Source organism: Citrobacter sp. RHBSTW-00944 (assembly GCF_013615435.1).
GTDB lineage: Bacteria > Pseudomonadota > Gammaproteobacteria > Enterobacterales > Enterobacteriaceae > Citrobacter > Citrobacter braakii.
In genome coordinates this window covers 648,693-662,189 of the sequence record NZ_CP055418.1, presented here as the reverse complement: position 1 = coordinate 662,189, position 13,497 = coordinate 648,693, and the positions used below count along the sequence as shown (strand labels likewise).

10 protein-coding genes and 3 pseudogenes are annotated in these 13,497 nt (G+C 51.4%); 2 read left to right on the top strand and 11 right to left on the bottom strand.

The genetic code is table 11. The features are described 5' to 3' along the window. Positions 1–7 precede the first annotated feature (7 nt). The 3 genes from HV334_RS03160 to HV334_RS03150 are packed head-to-tail and all read right to left on the bottom strand — an operon-like array spanning position 8 to position 2,850. Positions 8–700 (bottom strand): lactate utilization protein C, encoded by a 693-nt coding sequence (locus HV334_RS03160; protein WP_047500809.1) that lies wholly within the window; start codon positions 698–700, stop codon positions 8–10. Then, on the bottom strand, positions 693–2,120 hold the full coding sequence (locus tag HV334_RS03155; protein ID WP_016151552.1) for a LutB/LldF family L-lactate oxidation iron-sulfur protein: 1,428 nt from the start codon (positions 2,118–2,120) through the stop codon (positions 693–695). Before HV334_RS03155 ends, HV334_RS03160 begins: the two co-directional genes overlap by 8 nt. A gap of 10 nt (positions 2,121–2,130) precedes the next feature. Beyond that, positions 2,131–2,850 carry a (Fe-S)-binding protein gene (locus HV334_RS03150; RefSeq protein ID WP_016155592.1) on the bottom strand — a complete coding sequence of 240 codons (720 nt, stop codon included), beginning with the start codon at positions 2,848–2,850 and terminating at the stop codon, positions 2,131–2,133. Positions 2,851–3,430: 580 nt separating this feature from the next. Between HV334_RS03150 and HV334_RS03145 the strand changes: the two genes are divergently transcribed. Beyond that, the gene (locus tag HV334_RS03145) at positions 3,431–4,984 is read left to right on the top strand and encodes an L-lactate permease (protein WP_153689761.1); all 1,554 of its coding nucleotides are present in this window, start codon (positions 3,431–3,433) and stop codon (positions 4,982–4,984) included. A 470-nt stretch (positions 4,985–5,454) separates the two neighbouring features. On the opposite strand, the gene pdxY is transcribed toward HV334_RS03145, so the two are convergent. The 3 genes from pdxY to HV334_RS03130 all read right to left on the bottom strand — a co-directional run bounded on the left by pdxY (position 5,455) and on the right by HV334_RS03130 (position 9,148). Next, a complete protein-coding gene (pdxY, locus tag HV334_RS03140) occupies positions 5,455–6,312 on the bottom strand; it encodes a pyridoxal kinase PdxY (RefSeq protein WP_016155591.1) in 858 nt (285 codons plus the stop codon). An 11-nt stretch (positions 6,313–6,323) separates the two neighbouring features. After that, positions 6,324–7,589 (bottom strand): aromatic amino acid transporter, encoded by a 1,266-nt coding sequence (locus tag HV334_RS03135; RefSeq protein ID WP_181221167.1) that lies wholly within the window; start codon positions 7,587–7,589, stop codon positions 6,324–6,326. Positions 7,590–7,777: 188 nt separating this feature from the next. Beyond that, on the bottom strand, positions 7,778–9,148 hold the full coding sequence (locus HV334_RS03130) for a tyrosine phenol-lyase (protein WP_016155590.1): 1,371 nt from the start codon (positions 9,146–9,148) through the stop codon (positions 7,778–7,780). A gap of 777 nt (positions 9,149–9,925) precedes the next feature. On the opposite strand from HV334_RS03130, the gene symE reads away from it, so the two are divergent. Beyond that, positions 9,926–10,288: an endoribonuclease SymE gene (gene symE, locus HV334_RS03125; RefSeq protein ID WP_049282963.1), complete on the top strand. Its 363-nt coding sequence runs from the start codon at positions 9,926–9,928 to the stop codon at positions 10,286–10,288. 57 nt (positions 10,289–10,345) lie between these two features. On the opposite strand, the gene tssD is transcribed toward symE, so the two are convergent. The 5 genes and pseudogenes from tssD to HV334_RS03100 all read right to left on the bottom strand — a co-directional run. After that, positions 10,346–10,831 carry a type VI secretion system tube protein TssD gene (gene tssD, locus HV334_RS03120; RefSeq protein ID WP_003830101.1) on the bottom strand — a complete coding sequence of 162 codons (486 nt, stop codon included), beginning with the start codon at positions 10,829–10,831 and terminating at the stop codon, positions 10,346–10,348. A gap of 18 nt (positions 10,832–10,849) precedes the next feature. Then, positions 10,850–10,936 (bottom strand): annotated as a pseudogene (locus HV334_RS03115) (DUF1493 family protein); the annotation flags it as partial. Between the two features lie 4 nt (positions 10,937–10,940). Then, a pseudogene (locus HV334_RS03110) lies at positions 10,941–11,249 on the bottom strand (integrase core domain-containing protein); the annotation flags it as partial. Positions 11,250–11,265: 16 nt separating this feature from the next. Next, complete coding sequence (locus HV334_RS03105; RefSeq protein WP_000227969.1) at positions 11,266–12,342, bottom strand: IS110 family transposase; 1,077 nt, start codon at positions 12,340–12,342, stop codon at positions 11,266–11,268. Positions 12,343–12,623: 281 nt separating this feature from the next. Next, positions 12,624–13,483 (bottom strand): annotated as a pseudogene (locus HV334_RS03100) (IS3-like element ISEc52 family transposase); the annotation flags it as partial. Positions 13,484–13,497 lie beyond the last annotated feature (14 nt).

Sequence of the window (13,497 nt, the reverse complement as noted above, 5' to 3'; positions counted from 1 at the left end):
TCCTGCCTTAACAATCCTCAATAATCAGATACACCGCCTTCACCGGGCCATGCACCCCAACCACCTTGATAAGCTCAATATCCGCCGTCGAGCTGGGTCCACTGATAATGTTAATGCACGATGGCATACGCTCACCGGCCTGCGCTTTCTGATGCAGTTTTTCTGCCAGTTGCGCCACGCGCGGCAGGATGGTGCTTTTACGCAGCACGAAAATCGAGGACTCCGGCAACAGGCTCAAAGAACGCCCGCGCTCCGGCGCGGAAAACAGCACCACGCCGCCGGACTCGGTCAGGCCATACTCGGCATACACCACGCCGACTTTCGCCTGCTCGGCCTCGGTAATATTTTCGCTGCCTCGCGCCGGATCCCAGACCACGGCGTTGCATTCCTGCTGCAAACGTTCGGTGATGCCCAGCGCTACCAGTCGGCTGTCGCCGCTCAGCACTACCGGCTGACCCAATTCTTCACACAGGCGTAGCGCTGCTTCTGCGGCCTGGTCCTCGCGAATCAGTTCACAGCGGGCCAGCATCACTTCGCTGGCGAACTGGATAAACGCATCGCAGCGCTGCTGCGGGCTAAGTTCAGTCAGGCGCTCGTTGGCATAATTGTTAACCGGCGCGGCATCCGCTTGCGGTTCGAAACGCGGCGGGCGACCCAGCGCCTGGGCGATGGTGTTTAAAAACGCGGTACGGTTATCCATTCTTTTTCTCCTGCGCCTGATGTTTCTTAAACCAGCTGCGGAAGCTCTCGCCGTCAGCATCAGGCAGATCGCGCGCCTCCATCCAGTCACCAATCGCGCCAACCTTGAGCGGGGTTTTCCCGCCATTGATAAACCAGCTTGCCGCATGCGCGCCCGCCATCATTCCGACTTTCCACAGCCCCGGATGGCTATTGGCATAAGCGAACATTTTGATCGCCCGTCGCTCGGCTTTCGGGGTAATGCCCTCCTCGGCCATCACCCGACGATGACGCAGGATCAGTTTTGACAGCGGAATACGCACCGGGCAGACGCTGTCGCAGGCCGTGCATAAGGAACAGGCGTACGGCAGGTCTTTAAAATCTTTATAGCCGCCGAGCAGCGGAGAAATCACCGCGCCAATAGGGCCGGGATAGATAGAGCCATAGCCGTGTCCGCCAATGTGGCGATACGCCGGGCAGGTGTTCATACAGGCCCCGCAGCGGATGCAGCGCAGCACATCGCGAAACTCAGAGCCCAGCACCTGCGAGCGACCGTTATCGACAATCACCAGATGGAACTCTTCCGGTCCGTCCACGTTATCCGCCTCACGCGGGCCGGTCAGCCAGGTGTTATAGCCCGTCAGACGAGCGCCCACGGCGCTGCGCGCCAGCATGGTGATCAGCACATCCACATCAGCAAAGGTTGGCGCGATACGCTCCATGCCCATCACCGCAATGTGTGTTTTCGGCAGCGTGGTGCACATGCGCGCGTTGCCTTCGTTGGTCACCAGGCATACTGAACCGGTTTCCGCCACGGCAAAGTTACAGCCGGTAATACCGATTTCGGCACTCAGGAAATCCTCGCGGATCTTCTGGCGAATGAACAAGGTCATAGCTTCCGGGGTTTCCGGGCCGTCATACCCCAGACGCTCGTTCAGCACGCGGCGGATCTGATAGCGATCTTTATGAATAGCCGGGACCACGACGTGCGAAGGTGGATCCTGATCCAATTGCAGGATGTATTCCCCGAGATCTGTTTCGATCACCTGAATTCCCGCATCCTGCAGGACATGGTTGACGCCGATCTCCTCGGTCACCATCGACTTGGACTTCACCACCTTCTTCGCGTTTTTGCTGCGCGCGACCTGCAGAATGTAGGCGGTGGCCTCTTCTTTGGTTTTGGCGAAATAGACGTGACCGCCGTTTTGCGTCACTTTCTCGGAGAGTTGATACAGGTAAGCGTCGAGGTTGCTCAGCACGTGATCGCGGATCTGGCTGGCACGATCGCGCCAGTCTTCCCAGTGGCCTAACTCATCGACCATTTTTTGTCGATTTGCGCCAATACGCTCCTGCGCATTGGCCACGGCTTTGCGCATGATCGGATCTTCTATCTGCTGACGAATGCGCAGTTTAAATTCTACATCGCTGGTTTTTATCGACATCTCTTTCCCCTCAGCGGCTCATCAGCACTTCAGCAATATGCATCACTTTGACCGGCTGGCCTTCCCGTTGCAGTCGACCGCCAATGTTCAGCAGGCAACTGACGTCTGCGCCAATCAAATATTCCGGCTGCGCATCCATCAAATGTAAGACTTTCTCTTTCACCATCTCGCCGGATATCTCGGCCATTTTGACAGAGAACGTCCCGCCAAAGCCGCAGCAAGTATCCTGATCGGCAAACGTCAGCAGCTCCAACCCGCGCACGTTTTTCAGCAGCGTGAGCGGCTCTTCCTTCACCCCCAGCTTCCGAGTCAGGCTACAAGAGGGATGATAGACAGCGCGGCCCTGCAGGCTGGCGCCGACGTCCACCACGCCCAGCTTGTTGACGATAAAGGAGGTGAGATCCTGCATACGCGCGGCAACCTTTTCGGCACGCAGCGCCCATTCCGGCTCATCGGCCAGATACGTCGGATAACTTTTTACCGCGTAGGTACAGGAGCCTGCTGGCGAGATAATCGGATCGTCGTTGTCTTCCAGGGCGGCGATCAGGTTTTTCATCCCAGGGATCGCCTCTTTGATGTAACCGCTGTTGATGGCTGGCTGACCGCAACACCCTTGCTTCTCGGGGAAATTAACGCGACAACCCAGTTTTTCCAGCAGCAATACGGAGTCTCGTGCCATCCGTGATTTCAGTGCGTCACCAATGCAGGTAACAAAGAAATTTACATTCACAATAACTACTCCATTGCTTCATTTCTGTTTATTGCGCTTGATATCGCGATATCAAGCAAAGGTTCAGCCGTATTTCACGCCCAGTTTTTCTGTTTGCTGTTTTTACTAATGCCTGGGTTCATGATGATGCTCGGGTCGTTTTCCTTTGATACCGACTCTCCGCTTCTTAAGTCAGGACAGTCGCATATGTCTGTATTTTCATTTGTATGACAAAACCAAATAATCCCCTAATCAACCCCCATATGCAACAACCAGGTTTATTTCTTTCGGTCTCGCTCACATTTTTATATTTAAAACCACAGTGTTATGAACACCTTAAAAACAGTTTCAGGTGCTTACTATTCTCATCACCAGCATTATTAAAAAGGTTATCATATAACTATTTATAGGTATTCAGCTTACTCTTAAGTATATTTACCTGGCATTATATTTTAATTAAAAGATTACAATAGTTACAAAACTACAAATCATAATTACTTTATTCACTGAAGCGATTCAGTTTACATACTTTATTAACCCAGCAATGTAGCCTCCCCACCATAAATATAAATCAGGTTTAATGAACCAATCAGGAATAGCAATGAACGAATATTTTATGTTTGCCCTGGCACTCTCTCCTTTACTACTGATGGTATTTTTAATATTGAAATTGAAAATGCCCATCCATTATTCCGTGTTGATCTCTTTGGTATTCACTGCCGCGCTGTCGGCCATATTCTGGGAAATGCCCGTACAGAATCTGAAAGCCGCGATAGGCTATGGCGCCCTGAAGGGGTTATGGCCGATTGTGATTGTGATCCTCGGCGCCATCTTCAGTTATAACGTCATGCAGGCGACCAAGGCGCTGGATATTCTGCGCGATATTCTCGCCAGCATTAGCGAAGATAAGCGTATTCAGGTGCTACTGATTTCATGGTGCTTCGGCGGATTCCTTGAAGCCGCGGCAGGTTATGGCACGGCGGTCGCTATTCCGATCGGCATTCTTATTGCGCTGGGATTCAACCCGCTGAAGGCGGCGATCGCTTCTCTCGTGGCGAATACCGTTCCCACCGCGTTCGGCGCGGTCGGGATCCCGGTTTCTATTCTGGCGGAACAGGTTAATCTGTCGGTGTATACCTTAGGCGGAACCATTATTCTGCAGCTCGCGCTGTTTAATATCCTGCTGCCGTTTGTCATTGTCTGCATTATTGGCGGCGGCCTGAAAGCCATTCGTGGCGTATTTCTGATCACGCTGATTTGCGGCATCACCACGCTGGTTCCGCAATATTTTGTCGCCATTCATCTTGGCGCGGAATTGCCCGCCTTTGCCGGTAGCCTGGTCAGCCTGTTTGCCGTGGCGATGGTCAGCCGCCTGCGCAAAGGGAAAACCGATCCCGAGTGGCGCATTGAGGTCAGCCATACCCGCGAAACCACGCCGCGCTCGGCAAAAGTGTTGTTCCGCGTAGGCTCTATCTATCTGTTTATTTTTGTTTTTATCCTGCTGTGCTCACCGCTGTTCCCGACGATCAAAGGCGCGGCGTCCCAACTGGCCTCGGTGCTGCATTTCACGCTCGCCGACGGCAACACGCTGGCGCTGAAAGTTGAATGGGTGACCACGCCGGGGATGCTGATCATCTTTGCGACCCTTATCGGCGGTTTTATTCAGGGAGCGTCCGCACGCGGGATGCTGGAAGTGTTTATCAAAACCATTTTCCAGCTTAAAAATTCCATTGTGGCGATTATGGCGATTGTCGCGCTGGCCACGGTGATGGATCTCAGCGGGATTATCTCCACGCTGGCCCAGTCGATTGTCGATCTGACCGGCAGTTCCTACGTCTTCCTCGCCCCAGTGATTGGCGCGCTGGGCACGTTTGTTACCGGCAGCGATACCAACTCGAATATTTTGTTCGGCAAACTGCAAACCATTGCCGCCAGTAAACTGCATATCGATCCCAACTGGCTCGCGGCGGCGAATACTTCTGGCGCAACGGGGGGGAAAATGATTTCGCCGCAGAGTATCGCCATTGCGGTTTCAGCCACCAAAATGGACGGACAGGCCAACCAGATAATGTCTGGCACCATGAAATACTGCTGCGCCTATATTGTGATCCTCGGCCTGAAAGTTGGTCTCTTTTATTACTGGTTTATGGCGTAATCCATTGTCAACCCCGTCAAATTCACGGCAACCGTATTTGACGACGCGGTGACCAAAAAGGTTTACACCGCTTCAGGATCGAAACGAAGCGACTGGCTTTACGATTTGTCGGCGCTGACTAAAATAGCGCCGATGTTTCAAATCGAGGATAGTTGTTATGTTGTTCTGGAAAAAGATGGTGAAGAAGTTCGACGCCTTTTCCGCGTTGATCCCACCACGCTACTTCCGCGTGTAATGCCTGGCGCTAATGCCTGATGGCGCTTCGCTTATCGGGTCTACGTTTCACGCTCATTTGTAGGCCGGATAAGGCGCAAGCGCCGCATCCGGCAGCAGAGAAAATGTTCTCCCCTTTCACTTACGCAGCCCGCACGCTCTTAACACCCTGACCCACAGACGAAGCCATGCAAAACGGTAGATCAGCGGATGCTGAAATCGTAGCAGTGTCAGAAACATAGAGCCTCCTTGCGGCGCTACAGCACCGTTGCCAGATAGCGAATTTGCGGCTCCATTATCTGGTGACGCGCGTCTATCAGCCGCAGTTCATACGAGTCGTGCTCTTTCGTCAGCCGCATCACCGCGTCGACGACACTGGTGGTCCGCTCCAGCGCCTGCTTGTCCTCATAACCGTTGAGCAGTGAAGCCAGCATCACGCTGCAAATCAGATCCCCAACGCCCACCGGCATTTTGGCAAAGGTATACAGCGGCCGGGCGATGTGTAACGTCTGTTCCGCCGTCACCAGCAGCATTTCAAACGCCTGTTTGTCGCGCGAGCAGTCGCCGAGATGTTTCACCAGCACCTTCTTCACACCCCACGCCACCAGCTGCTGCGCCGCTTCCACCACCTCATCAAAACTACGTAGTTGTCTGCCCGTCAGCACGCCCAGCTCATAGAGATTCGGCCCCATCACATCAGCCAGTTGAATGGCGTCATCGACAAAAAAGGACTCCACGCCCTGCGCGACGATGCAGCCTTTTTGCGGGTCGCCCATCACCGGATCGCAAAAATAGAGCGCCTGGGGATTACGCTGGCGAATGGTGGTGACCGCGAGCTTCACCTCTTCGCAATGGCGTTTGTCCCCGAGATACCCGGACAGCACGGCATCGCATTGCGCCAGTTTTTGCAGGTCATCCAGCCCGCTGATAATGGCGCTCAGCTCGCCGTGCGGCATCGCCATGCCCTGCCACATCCCGTACTGGGTGTGGTTGGAAAACTGTACGGTGTAAAACGGCCAGACATCGATCCCCGAGAGCTGCATCGGCAACACGGCGGCTTTATTTCCGGCATAGCCATAAACGACTGACGACTGAACAGACAACACGTTTTTCATTTTGACTCCGTCTAGCGAAACGTTGGCAGCAGACCAAATACGTCCAGAACAACCGTCAGATAGACAACCGCCCCACAGACAATGACCAGATTGAGCACGGTGTTATTACACGGCGCGGTATAGCTGGCGGTCGGAAAACGTTTCCGCGCCGCTTTCACCAGGAACGGCGGCAGGATCACGCTCCAGATGGTAAAGGCCAGACCGGCGTAACCAATGGCGTGGACAAACCCGTTCGGGAAAAAGAAGCACACGGCGGCTGGCGGGAAGTAGGTCACCAGCGCGGTTTTCAGGCGACCCATGCCGTCATCCGGGAAGTGAAACAGGTCGGCGATGTAATCGAACAGGCCAAGCGTCGCCGCCAGCAGGGAACTGGCTACCGCAAAGTTGCCGAAGAAGGTCAGGATCAGATCCATATAACGGCTGGTGAACAGCCCGCTGATGGCCTCGACAAACACGTCGATATTGCCGCCTTTGGCGATAATTGGCGGGAATGAGGAACGACTGATGTTGCCCATCGTGACACCCAGCCAGAAGATATACAGCAGCAGGGCAAACAGCGTGCCGATGATAATCGAACGCGTAATATTCGAGATCCCGCTCGTGCCATACAGCTTCACCAGGCTCGGCACGTTACCGTGAAAACCAAACGAGATAATGCAGAACGGCAGCGTCATCAGGATATACGGCAGGTACTGCGAATTGGGCAGCGCCACCGCCACGCTGTCGACGAGTTTCGCCACTTCGATATGACCCACCAGGCCAGAGAAGGTGGCAAAGAACGCGATAAACTTACCGATGATCAACACGGTAGTAATACGTCCAACCAACAAGGAGCTGTACCAGGCAATCGCCCCGACCAGCATACTGACGATCACCACCGAGATATTCGCCGGAAAGCGCACGCCGCTGTATTTGAACACGGTTTGCGCCATCACCGCCGACGAACCAGAGATATAGGCATAGGTCAGAATATACAGCACAAAGCCGAAAGCGATACCGACCACAATATTCCACTTTCGGCCTAATAAATCCTGAGTAAAAGTATTAAAACTGGCACCGGCGCCATAATGCAGGTTAACTTCGACCAGCATCATACCGGTTAATAACATCATGATGGCGATAAACAGAAGAATAACTGACGCACCGGGGAACCATACGCCAGCCATCGCAATCGGCAGGGAAAACATCCCTCCACCCACTACGGTCGCGATAACCAACATGGTTCCGCTAATCAGTCCGGGGGTACTACTCTGTCGCTCAATGGCATTAATATCCATGATAAATGTTCCTGTAGACTATTCGTTATAATTACAGCTGTCATTTGTACATCATGCGGATAATAAAAATGTCGGAGTCAGGGTTTACTTTTGTAGTTATGTCACGGTAACGGGCACCGCAAAGGCTTCCTGTTCATGGAAAAGAAATACAAAAAAGCCCCATCCTGAGATGGGGCCATAATTATTATTTAGATATAGTCAAAGCGTGCAGTAAAGAAACGGAGCTGCTTCGGCTCGTAAATAAACTTCAGCCCGCGAATATCTTCTTTGTGCTGGTAAAGTTTAATAATACCGTCAGCCACTACATCCATATGCGCGTAAGTATAAACGCGGCGTGGAATAGTCAGACGCACGGTTTCCAGTTTCGGCCTGTGGTGTTCACCGGTCACGTTATTACGGCCCGCAGAGATAATTCCGCGCTCCATACTACGTACGCCGGTTTCCACATAGATACTGGCAGCCAGGCTTTGCGCCGGGAACTCGTCCTGCGTCAGATGCTCGCAGAAGCGACGCGCATCGAGGAATACCGCGTGACCGCCCACCGGTTCAACAATCGGTACACCCGCGGCTTTCAGCTTGTCGCCCAGATAGCGAACCTGCTTCACGCGGTGCTCGATGTACTCATACTGCATGGCTTCGCGCAGACCAATCGCCATAGCTTCCATGTCGCGTCCGGCCAGGCCGCCGTAAGATGGCATGCCTTCGTAGACAACGACTAACTCTTTGGCAGAAGAGAACATTTCGTCATCGTTCATGCACAGGAAGCCGCCGATATTCACCAGACAGTCTTTTTTACCACTCATGGTGCAACCGTCGGCGTAGCTGAACATCTCATGCACGATCTCGGCGATGCTCTTGTTCTCAAAGCCCTGCTCTTGCTCTTTGATAAAGTAGGCGTTTTCTACGCAGCGGGTAGCGTCGTAGAACACTTTAATGCCATGTGCTGCAGTCAGTTCACGCACCGCGCGCATGTTAGCCATGGAGACCGGCTGCCCGCCTGCGAGGTTAACCGTGACTGCCAGGCAAATATAGGCAATATTCTCGGCGCCTTTTTCATCAATCAGTTTTTGTAATTTTTTAAGATCGATATCACCTTTAAAAGCAATATTCAGACCGGCATCGTGCGCTTCGTCACGAACGATATCGACAAACACCGCACCATTTTTTTCCTGGTGATAACGGGTAGTAGTGAAATACATATTCCCGGCAACATATTGCCCCGGTTTAATTGCCAGCTGCGATAACAGGTTTTCTGCGCCGCGCCCCTGGTGAGTAGGAACAATATGTTTAAAGCCAAACAGTTCCTGCACGGTTCTTTCCAGATGATAGAAGTTTTCGCTGCCCGCGTAGGCTTCATCACCCATCATCATGCCGGCCCACTGCTTGTCACTCATTGCGTTGGTGCCACTGTCTGTCAGCAGGTCAATATAAATATCTTTCGAATTTAACAGGAAAGTATTGTATCCCGCTTCCTGCATTTTCTTAAGGCGTTCATCACGCGGGATCATAGATACAGTTTCAACGCTTTTAATACGGAAGGGTTCTGCCGGATAATTCATTTTGTTTCTCCAGTAACAGTGGTCATGTACGTATTAATGTGAAGTAAAGCATACCTGGTTCATCAATAAAGTCTGATGAAATATAACTATTCGCCTCCTGAGTCAGGGGGAGAAATAATGTGGAGGCACTATGCAAGATTTAATTGATTATGGAAATAGCCTGGTCAACATTAATCACTGGCAATAATTTAAAAAGCTGTAAATGTAGGTGATGCAAATCACACGTCATTTTTTTACCCGTTCATATTCAACAAGTTTTTTTTTGCGTGTTGATTTGCCATTTGCGATGGTGCCCCCGTGGAGAGGGGAAATACTGAAAACTTAACTTTCCAGGCTGTGCTCATTCTGTATTGCTGAATGAGTACACCCCATTTTGTGAGAGTCGGATCACTTCACGGGTTTATATTTGTGATTCACATCACTAAAAGTGTAAAGCAAAGTGTACAAAACGGTGTTGCTTCAGAGTTTGCTATTTGATTCAGTGAATTAGATCACATTTTTGTCTGATACAGATGGGCGTTATTTTCTGGAAATGGCAGGTATCAGGAGGATGGGATATGAATGAATTTATACGGTGAATAATACTATGTTTATTGGGATAGAGAGGATTTCTATTTATTCCGAAAGCGTGCTAATCGCGCTTATTTCATCTTATTTACATCTGGACTTCCCGCCAATTACTGGGGTAATTTACAGGGGTTTTATTAGCGCGATGCGAAGGTGCGCCAACACCTCCGCATCGCTAATCGCAGTAACTATTATCGAGGAATAGCGACCATGACTGATACGCATTGTATTGCAGTTTCATTTGATCCAGAAGTGTACGTCGCAGATAACCGTTGCCTGAAGGTGGGTTATGCGAGCGGTTATCCTGATTACAGCCGTTTGCCGGTGAAGTATGTCCAGTTTCCGTCCATCGTGATGAAGGGCCAGTGGCTTAAAGCCGCCGGATTCGACACCGGCACCCGCGTCGATGTGCGCGTCATGCAAGGCTGCATTGTGTTAACCGCCCGCACGCCCGAACCCGAAGAGTCAGAACTGATGAAATCCCTGCGCGCCGTGGAAAAGTTCTCCGCGCGTAAGCAAAAGCAGGTGCTGGAGTTTATCGGGGTGATTGCGGGGAAAACTGCGAAGGGGTAACGGTCTTGCTAAAGGCGCCTGTGGGCGCCTTTATTAGGATGTATTGCGTCATCTTTGTTATGCCGTAGTACGTTCGTTCCAGGCGTCGGTATATTGAATATTGCCATCTACAATACACCAGGTGATTTTTTCATAGCGCAGTTGTACGCTTTCCAAATGCCCGGTTCCCGTTACCGTACGTGTGTCATGCACGATTGGTGTCACTGATACAACTTTTACACCTTCAAGCAGGGTATTAAAGTATTCCACTTCCTGGCCTGCGTCGTTTATGTGATAGAACTTTAGTTCCGCACTTTGAAGTGTCTGACCTGTCGCAACCGCTTTGTAGAGGTATGGGCTGGAGGAATCGATCTCTTTGTCAAAGAGAAATGGGCCATGTTGGCGTGTACCGGTTAGCTTTCCAGTGGCACCATCGGTTGGAATGCTAAGGTTATGTGTTAAACCACGTAACTCAATACTGCCTTCACGTCCCCGGACATCCGAGCCTCCACGAATCATCGCGCCACCATCGTCTTTTAAAAATAAATGAACGGGTACAGCCATTTTCAACACTCCTTGTAATCAATCATATAACCAGTGGCCTGCTCTGGCTGATTCTGCGAACATACGCACAGTAAGCGGTTTTGACACTTGTTTGATGGGTTTGTTGTGGTCAACTAAAACTGGCCACCGCGTTAGAGTTTTTCCAGTATCGGTTTTCTGATTCGTTTGGTGGTAACCCACCATTATATTCGTGCGGTCTTAGTGCGCTGTAATATCCAACGATATAGTCCGTTATTGCGTGAGCTGCATCGCTGAAGCTTACATAGCCCGTCGCTGGCACCCATTCGTTCTTCAGACTCCTGAAGAAGCGCTCCATTGGGCTGTTATCCCAGCAGTTTCCACGCCGACTCATACTCTGCCTGATCCGGTATCGCCACAGTAACTGCCGGAACTGCCTGCTCGTATAATGACTGCCTTGGACGCCCTTCTAAGAGTCAAGCTGTTATCGGGATACTGTTGATCCGCCTGTTTTGATTGCGCAGTAACGTGTAAACTTCGCGGGAGATATATCGCTTTAGACAGCGTATCGCTTCCATTTTTGTATGTCCTTCGGCTACACGCCTGGCGACATATTCCTTTGTTTTTGCGTCAGTTCGTAAGCGTCCGATGGCGATGATGTGAAGTGCACTATTTGCAGCACGATCTCCACCACGATTAAGTCGGTAACGGTTCGTTTTTCCAGAAGAAACGGGGACCGGGCTGACACCACACAGTGCCGCAAATCCTGATTCTGATCTTAACCGTTGAGGATTGTCTCCGGCAGTGATCAGCAACTGTGAAGCGCTTTCGTATCCGATAGCATTACGTTTAATCAGCTCAGGTGCCAACTCGTCGACAATTGCCGCAATCATGACATCCAGATCAGCGATTTCGTCATGTAACTCGAGATAGCGTCGGGCAAGGGACTTTAATGAAATGCGATAAACGTTGGTTACATTGCGGTATTCACTGGCATCAGGTCTCCAGGAACCCAGGGTCCTGATGAGCTGCATGCGCGTCATATTTCTGAGCTGTTCACGTAATTCATCCGGGGCAGAGATAATATTTGAATGGATAATCTGGAGAGCGACTCTGCGGGCTGATATTGCTGTTTTTCGGCAAGTTTTTAATACCCGCAGGGACTCAATCATGCCATCACGCGTTTTGGGAGTAACTGTCCTGATGCCTGAGAATGCTGCATGAGCGGCACATTCAGCATCAATTGTGTCACTTTTACCCCGTTTGCGTCGCTCCATCCGGTCTGGAGCAGTCACCTCAAGAACTTCTAACCCGGCGTTCTGAAAATAACGAAGCAAACCGGAACCATAGGTACCTGTGCACTCAACACCAATTCGCTTTAATGTCCCAAACGAGGTCATCCATGCCAGCATCTGCCGGTAACCTTGTCGTGTTGTGGAGAAATACTGAGTCCCAAGGACTTTATTGTTCTGATCTACGACAGCGGCAACGTGCAAATCTTTATGTGTATCCACGCCACCCACAACGGCAGCTTCGGTAACTTTATCAACCATGACAGAGCTCCTGTGAGGAAACAGAGTTGAATCTCCAGACAGATAACCCGGACAGGACAGTAACGAGACAAGCCGTCAGGCCCTTCTTGAGTCACGCGCATCGGTGAGGAGATGCCTCGCATGAAGGCGCTTCCGGCAACCGACGGGTCCAGGGCAGGACACAAAAGGTCGATCGCTGTGTGAGTCAGGATGCGGGAAGGTCTTCACTGCATCAGTAATCACACCAATCTGGTTAAACGGCAAACTAAGTGGTGGTAAAGACTGACATCGGCATTATTACTATCGCTGTGGAACATCACCCCGACGGGCTTACCACGGGTTTCCCATGCCATTTCCAGTGCTTTCATGGTAAGCCTGCTGTCCGGCGAGAACGACATGGCCCAGCCCACTGGTTTTCTTGCGAACAGGTCGAGAACAACGGCGAGGTACGCCCAGCGCTTACCCGTCCAGATATAGGTCACATCACCGCACCACACCTGATTTGGTTCCGTTACGGCGAACTGTCGCTCAAGATGATTCGGGATAGCAACGTGCTCATGGCCGCCACGCTTATACCGGTGAGTCGGCTGCTGGCAACTGACCAGCCCCAGCTCTTTCATGAGTCTGCCAGCAAGCCAGCGCCCCATCTGGTAGCCTCTCTGGGTTGCCATTGTGGCGATGCTTCTTGCTCCGGCAGAGCCGTGGCTGATGCCATGCAGTTCAAGTACCTGGCTGCGTAATACAGCCCGTCTGCCGTCTGGCTTTTCAGGACGGTTTTTCCAGTATTTGTAGCTGCTGCGATGGACCCCGAACACATGGCAGAGAGTGGCCACAGGATAACGCGCCCTGAGTTTCCCGATTATCGAGAACTGTTCAGGGAGTCTGACATCAAGAGCGCGGTAGCCTTTTTTAATATTTCATTTTCCATTTCAATACGTTGTAGCTTTTTCCTGAGCTCACGGATTTCAATTTGTTCCGGGGTAATGGGAGAGGCTTTTGGTGTTTTTCCCTGCCGCTCATCACGTAATTGTTTCACCCATCGCGTCATTGTGGAAAGGCCGACATCCATAGCGCTGGCTGCATCTGCCACGGTGTAATTCTGGTCAACGACCAGTTGAGCGGATTCGCGTTTAAACTCTGCGCTGAAATTTCTTTTTTTCATTATGGCACCTGTGT